The following is a 19,165-nucleotide window of genomic DNA, read 5'->3' on the forward strand; positions in this document are numbered from 1 at the left end:
TAGCAGATTTGTACTATGCCGGGGAGGTGTGGGCCATGCTCGTGTATAAAGCGGTCGGGATTGAGCCCGTCGCTGGCGCTGGGCCGCTTCATCCGACACAATGCGGTTCTGACAAGAAGCACCTAGAGGGAGATACCGTGAGCGATCACCACCACGATCATGAAGAGTTATCAAAGGAAGTGCAGGCCGAACTGGAGCGTCTGGCAGAGTGCCTTGGTCAGTTGCAGGACCCGGCCAGTGGCCTGCCGCTGGATCAGCTGGATGCAGATATTGAGGTGGGCTACGAAGATGATACCGTGTACGTCGGTATTACCCTCGGCTACCCCTGCGCAAGCCAGGAAGTACATTGGCGCAAGCGGGTTACCGAGGCCTGTGAGCCCCTGATGAAGAGTGGTCCCCTAGGCGGCCACGGCTTGCAATTTGAATTATTCAGCGATATCCCTGCCACCTCATCGGCCAACGCTCCAGAGCCATTGCGTGGCGTAAAGAATATTGTCGCAGTTGCTTCTGGTAAGGGTGGCGTCGGCAAGTCCACCACAGCCGTGAACCTGGCCTTGGCGCTGGCGGCAGAGGGTGCGCGGGTCGGGTTACTTGATGCGGATATCTATGGTCCCAGCCTGCCCACCATGCTTGGTACCGAAGGGGTCCGCCCGCATGTGAAGGAACAGAAGTTCTTCGTGCCAGTGGATGCATTAGGTATCGAGACAATGTCTTTGGGGTACTTGATGACTGAGGATACCCCGGCAGTTTGGCGCGGCCCTATGGCCAGTGGTGCACTCAATCAAATTCTCACACAAACCCTTTGGTGTGATGCCAAAGAAGAGCTGGATTATTTAATTGTGGATATGCCCCCGGGTACCGGAGATATCCAGCTGACTCTGGCGCAAAAAACCACTTTAGCTGGTGCGGTGATTGTGACTACACCACAGGATTTGGCGTTGAAGGATGCTATCAAAGGCGTGGAGATGTTCCGCAAGGTGTCGGTACCAGTGCTTGGCATTGTTGAGAATATGGCCCTTCATACCTGTTCCAAGTGTGGCCATAGTGAGCCGATTTTCGGCATAGGTGGTGGTGAGCGTATCGCTGAGGAATACGATACCCACCTGCTTGGCGAATTGCCTCTGGCACAGAAAATTCGCGCCGATATCGACAGTGGTCGCCCCAGTGTAACCGCAGATCCCGAGGGTGAAATTGCCGGTTTCTACCGGGAAATTGCCCGCAAAGCTGCAGCCCAGGTTTGGTTGAATGCCAGCAGCGACGAGGAACTGCCGGAAATCGAAATTAGTTGAACCCAACCGCGATATTGATCACAAAGCATTAACTTTTTATTTTTTGTGGTTTTTTAAAGGGGCAAAACTCCCTATATTGAACTCCTTCGGGCGCCTCTGTGAAATTTCGTTTTTGCAGGAGCGCTCAATCTTGATAAGCCAGAATTTAACGCAGGCTTTTCATGTCTCTGTAAAGATTCGTAATAATGACTCTGTTGATGGCTCGCAGTTGAGCCATTGAAAAATGGGTCTTTAAATAATTTATTTATTGCGATTTTGTATTTACGGCGCTTTCGCTCGCGCTAGTGTGCCTGTTAGCCTTTATTGGTACGCTGCCAAGTTAATCGTCAGGGTTTTAGTATTTTTTTAACAGACCCAATTTATTCTGTAGATACTTATGGCAGTTTTGCCTATGACTGCTCGAATTCAGCCTCTGCGGTAAAAAGAGTAAGTATTCCTGCTGAATATCCTCTGGCAATCGTTAAGGTATTTATGTGATTTTACTTTTATTGGAGGGACAACTCGGATAATCAGAAAAGCCGCGATAATCCACGGAATATACCGGGAGATGTTTAGTCGGTTCGTGGATAACACTCGGTTGCGTGGTACAGACTTCCTGCGCCGAGGGCAATAATATCAGGAGTGCAAACCTGTGGTGGCCACCGTGTTATTGGTCTCAGGTAGGGCATACATCAGGCATTGCAGTAGCTGTAGTCGATAAAAATAACAAAGACAAAAGCGCGAGTGCTTTCATCCATGAATTTTAATATTAGCTATCGACCGATAGGGGGTATAGCGCGGGTTTTATTTTATGGACCCGTGGGATTTGCAGAAAAAATGGAGGCGGCTGCCCGATTGGTAGAAAAGTACCGCCACCGTGTACCTTTGCGGGTATTACTGGATATGCGCTATGCGCGCACGAGGGTTACCCTGGAGGAGCAGCGGCAGTTCACCAGCTTTATAGCCGAGCACCCGGTGTTGCGCTGCGCTTATATTGCCGTTTTACATCCGCGCAACCGCTGTACTTCCCCCCTGTCGACCGACGGCACCTGCCTGTGCCGGCATAGTTCGCGGGAATTTGTTGCCGAAGCTGAGGCTGAGGCCTGGCTCACCCAGATCAAGGGCACTCCCAGGCCGGTACTTCGCTGATTACTACGCCTGCTGGGTTTTGGCCTGCTGAGCTTCCGCCTGGCGGCGCCGCTCTTCTTTTTTCTGCAGGCGTTTAGCGGTAGTCATTTCACGGGCATCTTGGCCCATGTGTTTTTCCCCGCGTTTTTTCGCCAGTTGAATCTGCTTCTCGCGCTCGCGGAAGCGGTGGCGATCAGCGTCACTCACTTTGTCATAACAATGCGGACAGCTAACTCCCTGCTCAAACTGTTCTGACTGCTGGTCCTCCTTGGTGATAGGCATACGGCAGGCATTGCACTGATCGTACTGGCCTCGCTCCAGATCGTGGTTGACGGTGACGCGTTCATCGAAAACAAAGCACTCACCCTCCCACAGAGATTCCTCTTTGGGTACTTCTTCCAAGTACTTGAGGATGCCACCGTGCAGATGGTAAACCTCTTCAAAGCCCTGTTCTTTCAAATAGGCGGTGGACTTTTCACAGCGGATACCGCCAGTGCAGAACATGGCGACTTTTTTGTGTTTGGCTGGATTCAGGTTGTCTTTGACGTACTGGGGAAACTCTCGGAAGGTTTCGGTATTGGGGTTGAGAGAATCTTTGAAAGTACCCACCTGGAATTCATAGTCGTTGCGGGTATCCACAACAACGACTTCTGGGTCGCTGATTAGGGCGTTCCAGTCTTTTGGTTTGACGTAGGTGCCAACCACTCGGCGGGGGTCAATGCCCTCTACGCCCATAGTGACAATCTCCCTCTTCAATTTGACCTTGCTGCGCAGAAACGGCATCTCGCCAGTGTAGGACTCCTTGTAATCCAGCTCGGCAAGGCGCTCGTCTGACTTCAAGTAGGCGAGGATGGAGTCGATGCCCTCGCGGGAACCAGCAACAGTGCCGTTAATGCCCTCTCGGGCCAAGAGTAGGGTGCCGCGCACTTGGTTTTCCAGCATAACGTCAAGCAGGGGAGTGCGCAGAGACTCAAAGTCCTCCAGAGTGACGAACTTGTAGAGTGCACAGACAACGAATTGATTCATGGTACTTCCTTAAATGCAGTCCGGAGCGTAAATCCGGGGCAGAAAAAATCGCCGCGCATTTTATCGCAAAAAAAAACAGCTTGTCGTACATTTAGCAAGCGCTCCAGCTGTTGTCCCAGCACAACAATATTTGTTGACCGGGGAGCCGCAACTTGTCAAAGTTCTGGCCGAATTTTCAGGGTCATAGCGAGGTGAACCCCATGGGCGAAGAATTTGCACCGAAAGAGTCAGAATTGAGCCAGATCTACCGCGAGGGCGAGGTATCTGTGCAAATCGATATATTCGAGGATGGTGAGGGCGGTTGGCTGCTCGAAATTGTCGATGAGAATAACAACTCCACCGTGTGGGAGGATGCTTTTGAGACAGAGCAGGATGCCCTTGAGGAAGCCTTGGACGCTTTGCGGGAAGAGGGCATCTCTACTTTTGTCGGCCCTGTTCAAGAAGCGGATGGCGGCTGGTAGATAGTTTTGCTGTGACCTCAAAGTGCGCCTGCTGCTGGTGGATGTCTTCCCGGTAGTCCTGGGAGGCGGCTCTTTGCGCCCAATATGCCGATAACTGCTATGGTTATGGTGAAGGGAATCGCGACTGTGTGACAGCACACCCCAATCACAGCGCCGTCGCGAGGCAACTGTGGAGCTTTTGTCTCCGGCGGTGCTACCAAACCAGCGGTTGCCTTCCCCATGATAATGCGCGGTATTTTTATCATGGTCTGCTTGCAGATCCCGCCCCTTCCCCTCTATGCCGACCCCTTGGTGCCAATTGTCCAACAGCAGCTTTATGCAGACCTCAAGGAGGTTCGCCTAGTTGCGAAGCTGCATGGCTACGCAATAGTGGCAGGGCGCCACTGCATTGATTGCGATGAGAATCTAGCGATTTATATACGACGTATTGCCAGGCCGGGTGAAGTAGTTGGTAATAACCTGTCAGATGGTGATCGTTATACCTATCCGGGTAGGTATCTCGACTATATGACGAAAAAGCTGGTAGAAAAAACCCGTATGTTTTACGGCTATTGCTATGAGGGGCTGCCTTCACTGTTATGGTTGACCGAGTACCGGTCGGGGGATGTTTGGATCAAGTCTGAATACCTGCTTTTACTCACGGGTGAAAATCTGGAGCACCGTTACGTAGAGGGGCATCAGCCGAGTGTTTTCCCATTTGGAGAGTGCAAACTGTAAGGAATTACCGGGGATTTTGATGGAAATGGAGCCCTAGAAATTGTGGCCTTTTTCAGTCATTTGAGGAGAGAGTGAGCCGGCATTGTTTTAGGGGCTTCTTTGCATAAGGGCCTCGAGAGAACAATTATAGTGCTCTCTAATCAAGTCCTTATTAATAATGGACCGGTATGTAATTAGCGGTCATCCACTTTTTACTCTGATTCCTACTTAACGACAGAAATAAAAAAACCCCGCTGGAGGGCGGGGCCAAAAGGGTCGTTGAAATCAGTTCTGCTTTACTTTACCGGTTCAAAAACAATTTTCAGTTTCTTCTTACCCCAGGCGCGAGCCTTGCGGATATCTTTTTCCATCCAAACATCAATACGGTTTGTGAAGCGTTTGTTCATGCGGTCACGCACAGTGTAAGTACCGGGCAGACCTTCAATCTGTACTTTAGCGCCGTTGGTCAGGCCGTGCTTTTCCAAGTCACGGGAAACGGCAATGATTTTATCGCCTGGACGCAGGCGGTTGTTCCAGGCAGCTACCCAAGGGTCGCTATCTGTCTGGCCGGGCACCGAGTTATACGCGGTAGCGTCGACAACCATGGTTTTCTTAAGAGCGGCTGATGCATTGACACTCACACCAATAGCAAGCAGGGCGGCGATGAAAAAAGCAGTGTTACGCAGAGTCTGTTTCATGATGTCCCATTACCTCCAGGAATCAAATGGTCGCAAGCCAAAAGGTGCTTACGAAATTTCCAAGTGCTTTTGGAAATGGTTGATCAATATTTAATCAACGCTGGTTATATTACTGGGGATTTGGGTTGAGGCAACTTTTTCTTATTTGGCGACAAAAGACCTTAAAGAATGGCTGGTTATTGTGAGTGCTTAAAACCAATAACCCTTTTTAGTCTTACGTTTAAGATTTTTGTTTGTGCTTAGGCGCTACTAATGGTTACAGAATTCCTATTTTTTTTCTGATTAAGAAATTTCATTTTTTAGGTGGGATTTGCAGTGACAGCGATGTCATTCTACGGTTTACAAATTATTTTCTTGGATCGGCTTTCTAATTCGTACGAGAAAAGTAAAAAATTTCCCTGAAACTATTTGTGACCATTCCGCCAAAACTGTCTGGTATGAAGGGAAAACCTGATTTTAGGTGGAAAAACTGCTTCGTCACTGATTTTTTTGGCAAAGAAATGGGGTAAATAAGAGCTAAAGGGTGGCTACCTAACTCTGTTGTAGAGGCTCGACTAACTGTGGTGAGACTATAGGAAGTAGACTCTGCTGCAGAGATGCAGAGATGCAGAGATGCAGAGATGCAGAGATGCAGGGATCTCTTCTTTCAAACGTTCCAAGCGCATAAGTTTGAATAAGCCTCTAACTAATCATTACTAATAATCTCTGTCATGAAATTAGAGAGCAGTAATTCTCTCTTTTGATTGTTTAGCTAACGGCAGAAATAAAAAAAACCCCGCTGGAGGGCGGGGCCAAAAGGGTCGTTGAAATCAGTTCTGCTTTACTTTACCGGTTCAAAAACAATTTTCAGTTTCTTCTTACCCCAGGCGCGAGCCTTGCGGATATCTTTTTCCATCCAAACATCAATACGGTTTGTGAAGCGTTTGTTCATGCGGTCACGCACAGTGTAAGTACCGGGCAGACCTTCAATCTGTACTTTAGCGCCGTTGGTCAGGCCGTGCTTTTCCAAGTCACGGGAAACGGCAATGATTTTATCGCCTGGACGCAGGCGGTTGTTCCAGGCAGCTACCCAAGGGTCGCTATCTGTCTGGCCGGGCACCGAGTTATACGCGGTAGCGTCGACAACCATGGTTTTCTTAAGAGCGGCTGATGCATTGACACTCACACCAATAGCAAGCAGGGCGGCGATGAAAAAAGCAGTGTTACGCAGAGTCTGTTTCATGATGTCCCATTACCTCCAGGAATCAAATGGTCGCAAGCCAAAAGGTGCTTACGAAATTTCCAAGTGCTTTTGGAAATGGTTTGATCAATATTTAATCAACGCTGGTTATATTACTGGGGATTTGGGTTGAGGCAACTTTTTCTTATTTGGCGACAAAAGACCTTAAAGAATGGCTGGTTATTGTGAGTGCTTGAAAATCAATAACCCTTTTTATTTTTATATTTAAGGGTTTTGTTTGCGCTTATACGCTATTGATGGTTACAGAATTCCTATTTTTTTATGATTAAGAAATTTCATTTTTTAGGTGGGATTTACAGTGACAGCGATGTCATCCTACGGTTAACAAGCTATTTTTCCGGATCGGCTTTCTAATTCAGATGAGAAAAGTAAAAAATTTCCCTGAAACTATTTGTGACTGCCCCACCAAATTAGTCTGAATTGAAGAAAAAAACGTGGTTTAACGCAGGCAAAACGGCTTCGTCGATTCATTTTCTGGCAAACAATTTGGGGAAAAAGTGAGGGCTAAAGGGTGGTTCCCCGGTTCTGCTGTACCGGCTCTACCTGCTGGCGAAGCGCGGCCAAATAGTCACTATCCTCTTTTAGGTCGGGTAATTTGTGCTGTAAATCCAGTTCTACCGCTTTCTCCAGCCAACGAATGGCCTCTTCAAGATTTCCTTGCCACTCACATACCTGCCCAAGATTGAAATAAGTAATAGAAAGGTTGTGCCATTCCTCCTGACTGAGCAGACCTTCCAGGGCACTTTTATAGAGGAGATAAGCAGTGCTGAGGAGATGTTCACGCTGCGTGGCCAACTCTTCGCTGGCAGCTTGGCGGTGGTAAGTGTGTGCCAGGGCAGAGCGCACTCTTGCGCTGGAGTGGGGTAGTTGTGCACCTGAATCCAGGTAGCGCAGAACTGATTGAAACTGGGCCCGCGCCAGCGGGTAGAGATCTGGCCTCGATTTGGCCCCCAAGGCATTTAGTACTATGCCGTAGCGGTAGCGCAGGGTGTGGCTGCTGGGAGGGATAGGCGCCGAGAGCGGAAATGGCTTTTTCATAGAGTGGCAAGGCATCGCCAAAATTACCCTCGCGGGCGAGTGCCTCCGCTTCATTGACCCAGTGGATCGCCCCCAGGGTTTCTCCCCCGTGAGATTGAGCGCTGTGAGTCTGGGTATTGTTGGGGAGAACGTCCGAAATAAGGGAGACTGCCGCTAATAGTGCGGTTAGGCAGAAAAGTGCATAAAAAAATATGTATAAATGAGGCAGTGGTTTATGCATGGGGATTTTCGCGCTTGGCCCGATGACGTATGGGGCTATAGTTACGGCCCTCATACGTCAGTAAATCCCTAGTTATCGAGTTGTGCCAGTAATCCCTGCAGAGGATGGCGCAGACTAACACCTGCAAAGCGGCTGGCCTGGCAGCGGCAGGAGTATCCGGTGGCGAGTTGGTTGTGCTCCCCACCATTGAGTTTGGGAGCCCAGGACTGCTGGAAGATCACCCGCGATGTTTCCTTGTGCGCGGTCTCGTGGCCATAGGTCCCAGCCATACCACAGCAGCCGAGATTTTCACTCTGCAGCTCCAGGCCCAGGGCGGCGAATACCGTTTGCCAATCCTTGAGTGAGGCGGCGGCATTGGTTTGCTCGGTGCAGTGCGGCAGTAGTTGAAAGCTGCCAGGTTTTACCCGAGCGCGCTGTTGCTGCAGGTGATCTTCTTGTTGAACCAGCCATTCTTGTAACAAATGTACTTTCGGAGCGCGTTCCCCTAGGAGTTTCTTGTATTCAGAGCGATAGGTAAGGGTCATGGAGGGATCAATGCCCACCAGGGGGATACCGCTCTCCGCCAGGTTGTTAAGCATCTCACTATTGCCTTCGGCAATTCGTTGGAACTGGCGTAAAAAACCATGAACGTGGAGGGGTTTGCCGTTGGCCCGATAGGGAGCGAGAATCGGCACAAAGTCCAATTGTTTGAGCAGGCGCAAAATATCCGCTACCACTTCGGCATCAAAATAGCTGGTGAAGGCATCCTGCACAATGATGACCGCGCGGCTGCGCTGGGAGGGTCCCAAGGTTTCCAGGCAGGCTTTAGTAGCGGTGGGTACTCCCAGTTCTCTCATGCTGGTTTGCAGGGTTTTTTGTGAGAGCTGTGGGCTGTCCACCATGCCGAAAACACGCTCCATCAAAAAAGAGATACAGGCTTCAGCTTTAGCGGCCAGTTGTACAATTGCGGTAGTCTGGCTAGATGCGGCATCAGGAATTCCAGTCCGCCCACGGCGTAATCCTTTAGCGGGCGTAGGTAACGGCTGTAATAAAGCTCCAAAAACTTGCTGCGAAATTCCGGCACATCCACGCGAATAGGGCATTGCCCTACACAGGATTTACAGGCTAGGCAGCCCTGCATGGCTTCATTGACTTCGTGGTTGAAGTCGTACTCGCCGCGGGTTTTTGCCAGGGTATTTACGATGCGTTTGGGCAGGCCGACAAAAAAAGAGCGCTCGCGGTATTTACGCGCGCTGGCTACTGCGTCTACATCGTGTTTACTCAATAGACGCAACCATTCTCGCATCAGCGAGGCACGCCCTTTGGGGGAATGGATCCGGTTGCGCGTGGCCTTGTAGGAAGGGCACATGGCATCGTCTGGATTCCAATTAAAACAGGCACCGTTGCCGTTGCAGTGCACACCCTCGTCGTATCCCTCCCATACTTGCGCGGGAATTTGTCGATCGTGTTCACCGCGGGTGCTCACCACATCAATTTTCAGCAGGCTGGCGCTGTCATTGGGTGTGGCAATTTTGCCGGGGTTTAATTGATTGCGTGGATCGAAAGCGGATTTAATTTTCTGCAGCTCGGGATACAGCTCGCCGAAAAATTCCGGGGCATATTCGGAGCGAACGCCTTTGCCGTGTTCTCCCCACAGCAGCCCTTTATACTTTTGTGTCAGTGCTACCACCCGGTCGGTGATGGGGCGAATTTGTGCGGCCTGTTGGGGATCTTTCATATCTATTGCCGGGCGTACATGTAATACGCCGGCATCCACATGGCCGAACATACCGTAGTCGAGGCCGGCCTCATCCAGCACTGCGCGGAATTCGGCAATAAAATCGGCCAGGTTTTCTGGTGGTACGGCAGTATCTTCTACAAAGGGAATCGGGCGCTTTTCCCCCTGGGCGTTGCCCAGCAAACCCACTGCGCGTTTGCGCATGGCCCAGATACGATTCACCTCGGCGTGGCCGCGGGCGATAGAATAGCCGAAGCTCTTGCCTGGCTGGCCAATGGCTGCCTCGATATGTGCAATAAATTGCTGCAGAGCTTTTTCCAGTTCCTCCTCGGTATCTGCAGCGTACTCCACCAGGTTGATACCCTTGACCGGGCGATCCTCTGCGGGGAAAAATTCACTGACGCTGTGCCAGACGATATCTTCCATGGCCAGCTGCAGTACTTTGCTGTCCACTGTTTCGATCGACATGGGGCCTGCGCCCATTAGGTCCTTGGCATCGCGCAGCGCTTCCTGGAAGTGGTCGTATTTTAAATTGACCAGAGCCACACACTTGGGAATGGGCAGCAGATTGAGTTTGGCTTCAGCAATAAATCCGAGGGTGCCTTCGGAACCGCACAATACGCTGTTGAGATTAAAGCGGTTGCCTTCACGGATATGGGCCAGGTCGTAGCCGGTGAGGCAGCGATTGAGCTTGGGGAATTTCTGCTCGATGAGTTCGGCTTTTTCCCTGGCAATCTTGTCACAGGCTTTATGCACCTCTGCGACGCGGCTATTTTCAGCGTATATTTCTTGTAGCTGAGCGTCCCCTATAACAGTGGAGTGCCACAGCTCCCCGCCCATTAACACTGTGTGTAATTCCAACACGTGATCGCGGGTCTTGCCGTAAACACAGGATCCCTGGCCTGAGGCATCCGTATTGATCATGCCACCGATGGTAGCGCGGTTGCTGGTAGAAAGTTCTGGCGCAAAAAACAGGCCGTGGGGTTTAAGTGCAGCATTCAACTGGTCTTTGACCACGCCAGCCTGTACGCGAACCCAGCGCTCTTCCACATTGATCTCAAGGATCTGGTTCATATGGCGGGAGATATCCACCACCAGCCCATCGGTAAGCGATTGGCCGTTAGTACCGGTGCCACCGCCTCTGGGTGAGAGCACTACGGAGTGGAACTCCTCCCGTTCGGCCAGTTCCGCCAGTAGTTGCAGGTCGCGGTGATTGCGTGGGTACACCACTGCCTGAGGTAGAACCTGGTAAATAGAGTTATCGGTGGCTAAAACGGTGCGGCTGGCGTAACTGGGTGTGGTGTCACCGCGGAAACCCGCGTCTACAAGCTCCTGCAAAAACTGCAAATAGAGCGCCTGAACCTCGTCGACTTCGCGCAATGCTGGAATCATGAGCTAATCCGTACTTTCGGGGAGGAGGAGGCCGCAAATTGCCGGGGTAGCTGGTGAGATAAAGAATCACAGCCCTGCCGCTCGGTAAAAATGCGGCCCTGCATTGTAGCTATGGTGTGTATGGGCGCAAGCGGCCATAGAAACTTGATTACTTTCCAAAAGTTATACAAAGCTATCTCTTGTACAACTAGTTGTGAGAGTCTATAAAAGAAGAACGTGAACCGATTCTGTGCAGCAAAACTATGCATATACAGCTCTTGTCTCAAAAAATTCCGGTGGGCATTAGCCGCTGTGCCGTGGGTGATCCGGTGCGTTACAACGGCAGCCACAAGCACAGTAAAGTCTGCACCCAACTGCTGGGCAATTGTTTTGAGTTGCAGGCTTACTGCCCGGAGGTTGCCATTGGCATGGGCGTGCCCAGACCGCCTATTCACCTTATTGTGAGTGACCGGTTGCGTGCGGTTGGCCGGGAAGACCCCAACTTAGATGTTACCGAGGCTCTAGAGGGCTACGCGGATACGATTGCCCCTGAAGTGGAGAATCTGCGTGGTTTTATTCTGATGCAGAAATCTCCCAGCTGTGGAGTGCGAACCACTCCCCACTATAAAGAAGATGGTACCGGGGTGCTGGCGCACGACTCCGGCTTATTCGCGGCACGCCTGCGCCAGCATTTTCCCCATTTGCCGATGGAAGAAGTGGGGCGGCTCAATGCCAGCGATTTGCGCGAGAATTTCCTCACCCGTGTTTTTGCTTACGACGCCTGGCATCGCTATGTGGCCACCGACCTGCGCCCAGCCAGGGTCATTGAATTTTACACCGCTTATAAATATCTACTGTTGGCGCACAGTCAGCCAATGACCCGTGCACTGGGTCAGTTTGTTTCTAACTCGCGCGCATTGCCGGTGGAGGAGTTTGCCTATGAGGTGAGAGGTAAAATAATGGAGATTCTCAGCCAGTTGGCCAGCCGAAAGGACCGCACCAATGCCTTGATGCACAGCCAGGGCCACCTGAAGAGCTACCTGAGCAAAGAAGAGAGAGCCGAGCTGGCACTGCTTATTGACGAATACCGTCAGGGTAATAAGCCTCTGTCGGCGGTGCTTACCATGTTGCGCCATTATTTGCCGCGGACTCCTCACCAGTTTATCCACAGCCAGGTGTTGCTCGCCGCTGAGCCGGCAGAGCTGGGTTTGTGTGAATTTCGCTGAGAATTGTGATGGTTGAGATTGCCCCCCCTACTGAAGCCAGCTTACCTATTCGTGAGGTAGCGCGTCGGACCGGCGTGCACCCTGTCACCCTTCGGGCCTGGGAGCGGCGCTACGGCCTGTTAACACCGGCCAGAACCAGCAAGGGGCACCGACTTTATAGTGAAGAAGAGGTCAGGCGTATCGAAGAGGTACTGGCCTGCCTGGCCCGAGGTGTAGCTATTGGACAGGTGCGGGAATTATTGGCACGTGGTCCATCCTCCCTGTCAGCCAAAGAGAGAGAGGCAAACACTGCAGGTGGTTGGCGTGAGATGATCGATGAAGCCTTAAACTTGTCACAAAACTTTGACGAGCCAAAGCTTCGCAAGCAACTGGACCACTGGATTTCCACCTTACCGGCATCACTGTTACTCGATCATTGGCTCAAGCCGCTGCATACCGAGTTGGCTAGGCTGAGGCGATCGGAAGCCGCGCAAGGTTTCTTTTGGCAGCTGGTTAATGAACAGTTGTTATTGGCCAACGGCATAGCTCGCAGAAATTTAAATAAAGATCGTTTGGCTTGCGAGAGTCGAGTCCTATTGCTGGATTTCCCCGGTGAAGATCAGCGGGCCTTTGTGCAATTATTTTGCGCCACACTTTTGGCTGCCGGTATTGGCGTAGTGGTTTTGGATTATCGGGCCGTTCTGCCGGGGCTTACTGAAAATATGAGAAAGCTGGATGTGCATGCGCTGCTCTGGTACAGCCATCGGGCACAGCCAAAATCCTTACTTGAGGAGGAATTACCACGCTCATTTCAGGAGCTAAGCAAGCCTCTAAGGCTTGTGGGGGATTTCGTAGAGTTACAGTCTGCCAGCTTGGATAACCTAAAGAAAATACCGATGATATCAGTATTATCAGGTACTACAGACTTCGTGGTAACGCAACTGCGGGAGCAGCTGAAGCGATGAGCCGTCAAATATCAATACAGCGGGGCCTAGTCTGGTTCCGCAGCGATTTGCGTATACAGGATAATTCGGCGCTGTATCATGCCAGTACTCGATGCGAACAATTGGCCGCAATTTTTATCGCCTGCCCAGAAACCTGGAAAAACCACGATGAAGGCGATGCACTGGTTTCTTTTCGTATGGCCTGCTTGCAGAAACTCCAAGGACAGCTGCAAACTCGCAATATTCCCCTGTACTTCCTCGAAGTCCCTGAGTTTTCTCTGGTTCCGGAGGCGCTGCAGCAAATTATTCAGCGTCTGAAAGTAGAGGCATTATTTGCCAATGCTGAGTATCCTCTGAATGAGCTGCGTCGAGACAATGCCGTTAGAGAAAAACTGCTGGAACACAATGTTTCGGTTGAATACTACAGTGACCGCACCTTATTACCGCCAGGAGCAGTGAGAGCGGCGAGTGGTGATCCCTACAAAGTGTTTACCCCTTTCAAGCGTGCCCTAATCCAGTTATGTGCAGGGAGCCAGGTTAAGCCCTTGCCCACTCCCAGGAAAATACCACCCTCTACTAATAGCGAACATTGGCCGAAGTGGCTCGCAGTGGATGTAAAGGGAAATCGAAAACTAACGCAGAAAATTCCTAGCCAGTTATTGGGCTACTCGCTCAATATTGATGGATCAGGTAGGGTTAAAGGTTGGGAGAGTGGTGAGCAAGCTGCACAAAAGCGCTTGAAAGCTTTTGCCGAAATTATTGATCAATATCAGGCCGAACGAGATTTTCCAGCGAAAGATAGTACCTCCCGCCTTTCTCCTTATTTAAATAGCGGGGCTATTTCTATTCGCCAGTGTGTCAAGATGGCCCTCAGCCAGAATAAAGGCCTTTGGCAGGGGGGAGATGAAGGGATTGCCTGCTGGATCAGCGAACTTATCTGGCGGGAATTCTATACACATTTACTGACTGACTTTCCCCGCTTGAGTATGGGCAGGCCATTTAAAGAGGAAACAGAACAAATTCCTTGGCGCTATGATGAAGGATTATTTTCCCTTTGGGCAAGTGGCGAAACCGGAGTGCCTATCGTCGATGCTGCAATGCGCCAGCTAAACGAAACCGGCTGGATGCACAACCGCTTACGAATGATTGTCGCCTCATTTCTGAGTAAAAATATGCTGATCGACTGGCGTTGGGGTGAACGCTACTTTATGCAGCACTTGATTGATGGCGACTTTGCTTCAAACAATGGCGGCTGGCAATGGACCGCCTCAACCGGTACGGATGCAGCACCTTATTTCCGTGTGTTCAACCCATACAGCCAGTCGCAGAAGTTCGATCCCAACGGAGAGTTTATTCGACATTATGTCCCGGAAATTTCCTCACTAAGTAACAAGGAAATTCATGAGCCCCCAATGATTGAAGGGTATCCCCAAGTAATTTGTGATGTGAGTGCCGGGCGCAAGCGAGCGATAGAGGTATTTGCCAACCTTAAATAACCATGTCCATGTCCAAGGCCAAGTTGGTAGAGAGAGATAAGTTTTGTAGAGCCTGAGGCTTATTTTTGGAGTGATAAATTGCAGAGCAGGTACTCTAGATAAATAGAAGAGAACTATGCCGACTATTTGATGGTATTCAAAACGACTCATCCTCCCGGTATACATTAATAGAAATAGAACCCTCTAGGTCAGCGGTAACGTGAAAAACTATGGGCTTACAGCAGACCTGGCAGTCTTCTATATATTCTTGCGGAAGTACAGAAATATCAATGAGTGTACTAAAGTGTTCGCCGCAGTAAGGGCATTGAATAATTTCTTCTAGGATTGGGTTCATGCTGAAGTAAAGTCTATCTAGTTCGAGACTTTTGAATTTTAGGTTAAAGCCTACGTAAAATGCCAGAATGATTTTATTTCTAGTTGAATGTCTGGAGTGATATTTTTGAAATTCTATCTTTCTGTAATTCTTGCTAATAAGTTAGCTAGGAAATTAGTAGTGTTGGGGAGTTGAGGTATGTGATTACTCAAGGGGAGTATATTTATTTTTTGAAAGTGGGTGTTGGCAGTTTTAGGGTTTGGTGCAAAGGAAAGATAGTGATTCCATTTATTTTGCATGAATTCTATAGGTTTCTTATGGTTTTCCTAGAGGATGTTTTTGTTAAATGGGGAGTTTGGTCGAATTAGGCTTTGTCGGTCTTTTTGTTTCTGCCTTTCTGGCGGCAACAATCTTACCAGTAAGTTCTGAAATTGTATTGACCACCCTGTTGATCAATGGTTTCTCGCCAGTTGCATTGGTGACTATTGCAACAATTGGTAATGTAGCCGGTTCATTAGTGAATTATGCTCTTGGCTATTGGGCAAGTTTGGGGCTTATAAAAAAATGGTTGAGGATGTCAGAAAATGAATTTGTAAAGGCTGAGCAGCGATTTAAAAAATATGGCCTGATTTCATTGGCTTTTGCTTGGGTTCCAGTTGTCGGAGATCCATTAACCGTTATGGCAGGGGTGTTAAGAATACGACTGTTATGGTTTTTGATTTTGGTGACGGCGGGTAAGCTTTTGCGCTATGTAGTTGTTAGTTATATGGTGTTGCAGGTTTCCTGAATTTGGGAGGCTTGACTGCGTTGTTTGCTGAGCTATAAGCGAGTAAATTTCATATAAAATCCATGAGTGTTATATTCTGGCTATATGTACTAAGTGGTCGGTCCTCATTAGTTGATGGAGTGCTGAGGGGAAGGCGCCCTCAGTTACTCAAGTCAGCTATTTAGAAAAGAGTCTTTTCCCCTGATTTGATAAAACAGTGAAGCCAGGCCAAAAATAAAGCCTATGGGCGAAGTTATTAGGCTGAGTAATGCAGCAATAATGCCGGGAATTTTATAAATTCTAGCCCCGCTTTTTATCTTTCCTCCTATGCTGATAAGTGCTACACACCAACTTAAAAATAAAATAGCTGGGGCTGCTGCTTTGATAGTAAAGGCTGCCCCCTGACTGTATATATAAATGGCGGTTAATAATATGCCAAACAAAAGTGTTAGCCACCCATTGAATTGAAGGAGCTTGCCTGCGACTCTTAAGTCTTTCATAGTTTAAACCGAATATTTTTTTGTCTAAATTTGCTTAAATCTTTGTTTTAAAAGTTGATATGTTTATCAGTTTCCCCACTTAACCAATTTCTCCAGTTGATTTCCAGGCCTCTGATCCCGCCAATATAGTCTTTATCGACCAGATAATACGAGTGCGTACGATCACCACGCTCCAGCTTATGGACTAAACGAATTACAAAGCTTTTACCGACTGGTGTTGATAATAGAAAGTATAAAAATTGCCCGGCCTGTGCTTGTAAAGGCGCAGTCCCATTTCTTTGTGCATGTCGCCATCTTGTGTTAGGGAGCCTAAGGAATGTACTGATATCCATAAGCCTCTCATGGCGCTTGAGAGGATTTACCCATCTATAATTTTCCCAGTGACTAGTGATGCGCAGTTGCCCATTCACTTTAGTGAGGGTTTCCATCTGCTCGGCCAAACCTTCATTTAACCAGGATTGAGCGTAGGGAGTGACAGTATCGGTTATTGCATGACTAACCTCGTGTTTAATAGTGCGGAATGTTCTGGCTCTATCCTCTTGGATGTAAACAATAATTTGGTTATCTTGAGAGAAATATATCCCATAAGAGGCTGATGGTTCTTTTCCCATTCTCTTTCTTAGGTGTTCGTAGTAGGCCTTTTTATCTTTTAGAACCAAGACCTTAACGGGTACCGTTTTATAAAAGTCAAAAAACAGAACGCGATCGTAAAATTCATAGACGAGGTTGACGTCTGTAACAATCTTGTTTAATTCCTGATTGCTCAGGTTGGTGTCAATGGCTTCGACGGAAATATCATATCGAGACCAATCAGATTTGTGCTTTCTAGGCTTAATAACTTCTTGTTTAACATTTTCTATTTTCTTGTCACTGAAGTGAACTTGACCATTCTCATCGGTCCACTTGTAGATATTGGCTGTCGCGCTTAGTGGAATTAGAGGTAGAAGAATAGCTAATACAGCTGGTAGGTGAGGAGTCACTGCTTGAAACTTTTAACTAATTGAAAGTTGGTACTATGATTCTTTGACTGACACCAGCCTCAAGAGGCTACAATCGCCTCTTTTATCGCGGCCTCAGCTAAAAGGTGGTTAGAGTTTAACGTTGGTAACCCAGAATTACTATCATCGATAATCAATGGTATTTCGGTGCAACCCAAGACCACTGCATCACATCCATCCTGTTTGAGGTTGTTAATAGTGTCTTGGAAGTATTGCACTGTTTCCTGTCGAAATACCCCAGTGACTAACTCGCCCATAATCAGCTGCCCGATCCTTTCAACAGCCTTCTTAGGCGGCCGTAAGTAACCTATGTTTGCGGCCTCTAGTTTGGACGGATAAACGTCGCTCTCAACTAACCATCGAGTACCGAGTAGGCCTAGCTTTCTATAGCCTTTGATAGTGGCTTCAGCAATAACACTATCGGCAATATGTAGCCAGGGTAGGGGGGATCTCTCTATTACATAGTCAAAGGCTTGGTGAATAGTATTATCGGGGCAGATCAGAAAACAGGCCCCCTGAGATTTGAGCTTGTCTGCGGAAGAGAGCATTAGATCGCCAACTCTTTGAAGATCATTGGAATCTAAATATTCTACATATCGAGCCAGTGAATGAGTGTGCATGGATATCTCAGGGTGAGCATGTTCACCAAGATATTTACCACTCTCTGTGCAAATTGTTTTATAGCATAGGGCTGCACCCTCAGAGGAGCAGCCAACAACACCAATATGTTTTATCTGATTAAAATTCTTCTTTAAGTTCTTCATTCGAGGAAATCACTCAGGCTGAAGTTGATCTAGTCGAGTTTTTCTTTGTTAGTCATTACTTCTAACTGTTCACTAACTTCCTTGAGTTGTTGTGGGTTGTTTGTTGTGTTTTGAATGATATGTAGAGACTTTTGGTAAGCAATATCAAAAGCCTCCTCTTTTGAAGCGATAATATCTGGTAAAACGCCGGTACCTTCCCAGTTGCTTTTGGTAATTGGATTTACAGCTCTTGCGATAGGAATTGATACCTTGAACTCCTTATCAAGGCTGAGAAATTGTATGGGATGGGCTCCACCTTTGGTGACTTCGCCAATAATTGTGGCTCGTTTAAGATGTTTTAGATAATAAGTAAATGCTTCCGCGGCTGAAAAGGTATCTTTACTGGTTAAAACGAAGACTGGAACTTTGGCTTTTCTTTTGCCATTGAGGGTTTCGAAAGTCCAGAATTCGGTGGTGCTATCTGTTGCTCTCCAGTAAATACTGTTCAGGTGGGTGGGCTTCTCAAAAAGATAACTGCTAATTAGGCGGCCCATATTGCCATCACCGCCGCCATTATTTCTAAGATCGAAGATGATGGCATCGGTATCTTCAATCAAGGTCATTACGGCTTCTAGGCGTTTCTTTGAGACTTCGTTGACATGATCAAAGCCCCAGAAATCAATATAGCCAATGTTACCTTCGAGCACTTCAACGCGCGTAAAACCAGAATTTTTCCTGCCTAGTTTACTGAACCAATCCTCTCGCTTCGGTTGTTTATTTGGGATGTTTGGATCGTACCAACGTACACCAAAATGCTTATCGTGTTTTTCCAGTGCCTTAGTAAGTAGATCGGCTGTTTGTTTTGGAGTTTTAATTTTTTTTAGGGCCTCGGAGTGTGCAATTTTTTGCAAGCTTTCACGAATTGAGGGGATGTTCTCCTGAAGTATATAGCGGTTGGAAATCTCAAGCTCAAGCGCATCAATGAGAGACTTTTTTTGCTCTGCTGAGAAGGTGGCGGAGAAGCCGTGCGATGAGATAAGCAAGAATACAACCGCTAGATATTTCTTCATTACAGTAACCCTCTGTTTTCGTTATTCCCTCGAAATCAATATATGGGCCTGGATTGCAGAAAAAAGAGGCCGCCAAAGATAATTTCTGGCACATTTGCCTCAGTTAAGTCGGTAGGGAGGGGTTGACTGGGGGCTTGGCTGTAAGTGAAGGATGTATGACTCTTATCTTTTCTTTTGCTGTTGAAATGCGCCCAAGACTGAGCGCCATCTATGGAGTCTGGGTTCGTTTATAGAGCCAGTTTGGAGAATCTGTTTCTGTGTGTGATC

Annotated in this window: 17 protein-coding genes and 1 pseudogene; 8 read left to right on the forward strand and 10 right to left on the reverse strand. The window is 48.4% G+C overall.

The genetic code is table 11. The features are described from left to right. The first annotated feature begins 137 nt into the window (after positions 1 to 137). Entirely contained in the window at positions 138 to 1,289 is a 1,152-nt protein-coding gene (apbC, locus tag MJO52_RS03610) for an iron-sulfur cluster carrier protein ApbC (RefSeq protein ID WP_252085959.1), read from the forward strand. A 735-nt stretch (positions 1,290 to 2,024) separates the two neighbouring features. Then, positions 2,025 to 2,417, forward strand: a complete 393-nt coding sequence (locus tag MJO52_RS03615; protein WP_252084596.1) for a hypothetical protein — start codon at positions 2,025 to 2,027, stop codon at positions 2,415 to 2,417. Positions 2,418 to 2,420: 3 nt separating this feature from the next. Here the strand turns inward: MJO52_RS03615 and MJO52_RS03620 are convergent, their stop codons facing one another. Further along, positions 2,421 to 3,422, reverse strand: coding sequence for a rhodanese-related sulfurtransferase (locus tag MJO52_RS03620; protein ID WP_252084597.1), 1,002 nt, complete (start codon positions 3,420 to 3,422; stop codon positions 2,421 to 2,423). 200 nt (positions 3,423 to 3,622) lie between these two features. On the opposite strand from MJO52_RS03620, the gene MJO52_RS03625 reads away from it, so the two are divergent. Together MJO52_RS03625 and MJO52_RS03630 are read left to right on the forward strand one after the other, a co-directional pair. After that, positions 3,623 to 3,883, forward strand: a complete 261-nt coding sequence (locus tag MJO52_RS03625; protein WP_252084598.1) for a hypothetical protein — start codon at positions 3,623 to 3,625, stop codon at positions 3,881 to 3,883. Between the two features lie 243 nt (positions 3,884 to 4,126). Continuing rightward, complete coding sequence (locus MJO52_RS03630) at positions 4,127 to 4,600, forward strand: hypothetical protein (protein WP_252084599.1); 474 nt, start codon at positions 4,127 to 4,129, stop codon at positions 4,598 to 4,600. 275 nt (positions 4,601 to 4,875) lie between these two features. Here the strand turns inward: MJO52_RS03630 and MJO52_RS03635 are convergent, their stop codons facing one another. From MJO52_RS03635 to ydiJ, 4 genes and pseudogenes are all read right to left on the reverse strand, one after another. Then, positions 4,876 to 5,277, reverse strand: coding sequence for a 3D domain-containing protein (locus tag MJO52_RS03635; RefSeq protein ID WP_252084600.1), 402 nt, complete (start codon positions 5,275 to 5,277; stop codon positions 4,876 to 4,878). An 820-nt stretch (positions 5,278 to 6,097) separates the two neighbouring features. Further along, positions 6,098 to 6,499 carry a 3D domain-containing protein gene (locus MJO52_RS03640; protein ID WP_252084600.1) on the reverse strand — a complete coding sequence of 134 codons (402 nt, stop codon included), beginning with the start codon at positions 6,497 to 6,499 and terminating at the stop codon, positions 6,098 to 6,100. A 522-nt stretch (positions 6,500 to 7,021) separates the two neighbouring features. Then, positions 7,022 to 7,555 carry a tetratricopeptide repeat protein gene (locus MJO52_RS03645; protein ID WP_252084601.1) on the reverse strand — a complete coding sequence of 178 codons (534 nt, stop codon included), beginning with the start codon at positions 7,553 to 7,555 and terminating at the stop codon, positions 7,022 to 7,024. A 288-nt stretch (positions 7,556 to 7,843) separates the two neighbouring features. Then, a pseudogene (gene ydiJ, locus MJO52_RS03650) lies at positions 7,844 to 10,884 on the reverse strand (D-2-hydroxyglutarate dehydrogenase YdiJ). Between the two features lie 242 nt (positions 10,885 to 11,126). Between ydiJ and MJO52_RS03655 the strand changes: the two are divergent. From MJO52_RS03655 to MJO52_RS03665, 3 genes are read left to right on the forward strand one after another with little or no spacing between them, the layout of a single operon-like run. After that, positions 11,127 to 12,089: a YbgA family protein gene (locus MJO52_RS03655; RefSeq protein ID WP_252084602.1), complete on the forward strand. Its 963-nt coding sequence runs from the start codon at positions 11,127 to 11,129 to the stop codon at positions 12,087 to 12,089. 8 nt (positions 12,090 to 12,097) lie between these two features. Next, positions 12,098 to 13,033: a MerR family transcriptional regulator gene (locus MJO52_RS03660; protein WP_252084603.1), complete on the forward strand. Its 936-nt coding sequence runs from the start codon at positions 12,098 to 12,100 to the stop codon at positions 13,031 to 13,033. After that, on the forward strand, positions 13,030 to 14,508 hold the full coding sequence (locus MJO52_RS03665; RefSeq protein ID WP_252084604.1) for a cryptochrome/photolyase family protein: 1,479 nt from the start codon (positions 13,030 to 13,032) through the stop codon (positions 14,506 to 14,508). The genes MJO52_RS03660 and MJO52_RS03665 overlap by 4 nt, the downstream gene beginning before the upstream one ends. Before the next feature lie 136 nt (positions 14,509 to 14,644). On the opposite strand, the gene MJO52_RS03670 is transcribed toward MJO52_RS03665, so the two are convergent. Further along, complete coding sequence (locus tag MJO52_RS03670) at positions 14,645 to 14,842, reverse strand: CPXCG motif-containing cysteine-rich protein (protein WP_252084605.1); 198 nt, start codon at positions 14,840 to 14,842, stop codon at positions 14,645 to 14,647. A 325-nt stretch (positions 14,843 to 15,167) separates the two neighbouring features. On the opposite strand from MJO52_RS03670, the gene MJO52_RS03675 reads away from it, so the two are divergent. Then, on the forward strand, positions 15,168 to 15,608 hold the full coding sequence (locus MJO52_RS03675) for a YqaA family protein (RefSeq protein WP_252084606.1): 441 nt from the start codon (positions 15,168 to 15,170) through the stop codon (positions 15,606 to 15,608). Positions 15,609 to 15,760: 152 nt separating this feature from the next. Here MJO52_RS03675 and MJO52_RS03680 read toward each other — a convergent pair whose 3' ends face one another. The 4 genes from MJO52_RS03680 to MJO52_RS03695 are packed head-to-tail and all read right to left on the reverse strand — an operon-like array spanning position 15,761 to position 18,898. Beyond that, positions 15,761 to 16,087: a hypothetical protein gene (locus MJO52_RS03680; RefSeq protein WP_252084607.1), complete on the reverse strand. Its 327-nt coding sequence runs from the start codon at positions 16,085 to 16,087 to the stop codon at positions 15,761 to 15,763. Between the two features lie 47 nt (positions 16,088 to 16,134). Further along, a complete protein-coding gene (locus MJO52_RS03685; protein WP_252084608.1) occupies positions 16,135 to 17,067 on the reverse strand; it encodes a DUF4124 domain-containing protein in 933 nt (310 codons plus the stop codon). A 59-nt stretch (positions 17,068 to 17,126) separates the two neighbouring features. After that, positions 17,127 to 17,849: an aspartate/glutamate racemase family protein gene (locus MJO52_RS03690; RefSeq protein WP_252084609.1), complete on the reverse strand. Its 723-nt coding sequence runs from the start codon at positions 17,847 to 17,849 to the stop codon at positions 17,127 to 17,129. 29 nt (positions 17,850 to 17,878) lie between these two features. Continuing rightward, positions 17,879 to 18,898, reverse strand: coding sequence for a S41 family peptidase (locus MJO52_RS03695; RefSeq protein WP_252084610.1), 1,020 nt, complete (start codon positions 18,896 to 18,898; stop codon positions 17,879 to 17,881). Positions 18,899 to 19,165: the final 267 nt, after the last annotated feature.

The organism is Microbulbifer variabilis, assembly GCF_023716485.1.
Lineage (GTDB): Bacteria > Pseudomonadota > Gammaproteobacteria > Pseudomonadales > Cellvibrionaceae > Microbulbifer > Microbulbifer variabilis_B.

Excerpts from the sequence above, each read along its gene's own strand:
- MJO52_RS03665 (WP_252084604.1), top strand. The coding sequence starts at position 13,030 with ATGAGCCGTCAAATATCAATACAGCGGGGCCTAGTCTGGTTCCGCAGC.
- MJO52_RS03675 (WP_252084606.1), top strand. The coding sequence starts at position 15,168 with ATGGGGAGTTTGGTCGAATTAGGCTTTGTCGGTCTTTTTGTTTCTGCC.
- MJO52_RS03620 (WP_252084597.1), bottom strand. The coding sequence starts at position 3,422 with ATGAATCAATTCGTTGTCTGTGCACTCTACAAGTTCGTCACTCTGGAG.
- MJO52_RS03695 (WP_252084610.1), bottom strand. The coding sequence starts at position 18,898 with ATGAAGAAATATCTAGCGGTTGTATTCTTGCTTATCTCATCGCACGGC.
- MJO52_RS03625 (WP_252084598.1), top strand. The coding sequence starts at position 3,623 with ATGGGCGAAGAATTTGCACCGAAAGAGTCAGAATTGAGCCAGATCTAC.
- MJO52_RS03655 (WP_252084602.1), top strand. The coding sequence starts at position 11,127 with ATGCATATACAGCTCTTGTCTCAAAAAATTCCGGTGGGCATTAGCCGC.
- MJO52_RS03640 (WP_252084600.1), bottom strand. The coding sequence starts at position 6,499 with ATGAAACAGACTCTGCGTAACACTGCTTTTTTCATCGCCGCCCTGCTT.
- MJO52_RS03660 (WP_252084603.1), top strand. The coding sequence starts at position 12,098 with ATGGTTGAGATTGCCCCCCCTACTGAAGCCAGCTTACCTATTCGTGAG.
- MJO52_RS03645 (WP_252084601.1), bottom strand. The coding sequence starts at position 7,555 with ATGAAAAAGCCATTTCCGCTCTCGGCGCCTATCCCTCCCAGCAGCCAC.
- MJO52_RS03630 (WP_252084599.1), top strand. The coding sequence starts at position 4,127 with ATGGTCTGCTTGCAGATCCCGCCCCTTCCCCTCTATGCCGACCCCTTG.
- MJO52_RS03635 (WP_252084600.1), bottom strand. The coding sequence starts at position 5,277 with ATGAAACAGACTCTGCGTAACACTGCTTTTTTCATCGCCGCCCTGCTT.
- MJO52_RS03690 (WP_252084609.1), bottom strand. The coding sequence starts at position 17,849 with ATGAAGAACTTAAAGAAGAATTTTAATCAGATAAAACATATTGGTGTT.
- MJO52_RS03680 (WP_252084607.1), bottom strand. The coding sequence starts at position 16,087 with ATGAAAGACTTAAGAGTCGCAGGCAAGCTCCTTCAATTCAATGGGTGG.
- MJO52_RS03615 (WP_252084596.1), top strand. The coding sequence starts at position 2,025 with ATGAATTTTAATATTAGCTATCGACCGATAGGGGGTATAGCGCGGGTT.
- MJO52_RS03670 (WP_252084605.1), bottom strand. The coding sequence starts at position 14,842 with ATGAACCCAATCCTAGAAGAAATTATTCAATGCCCTTACTGCGGCGAA.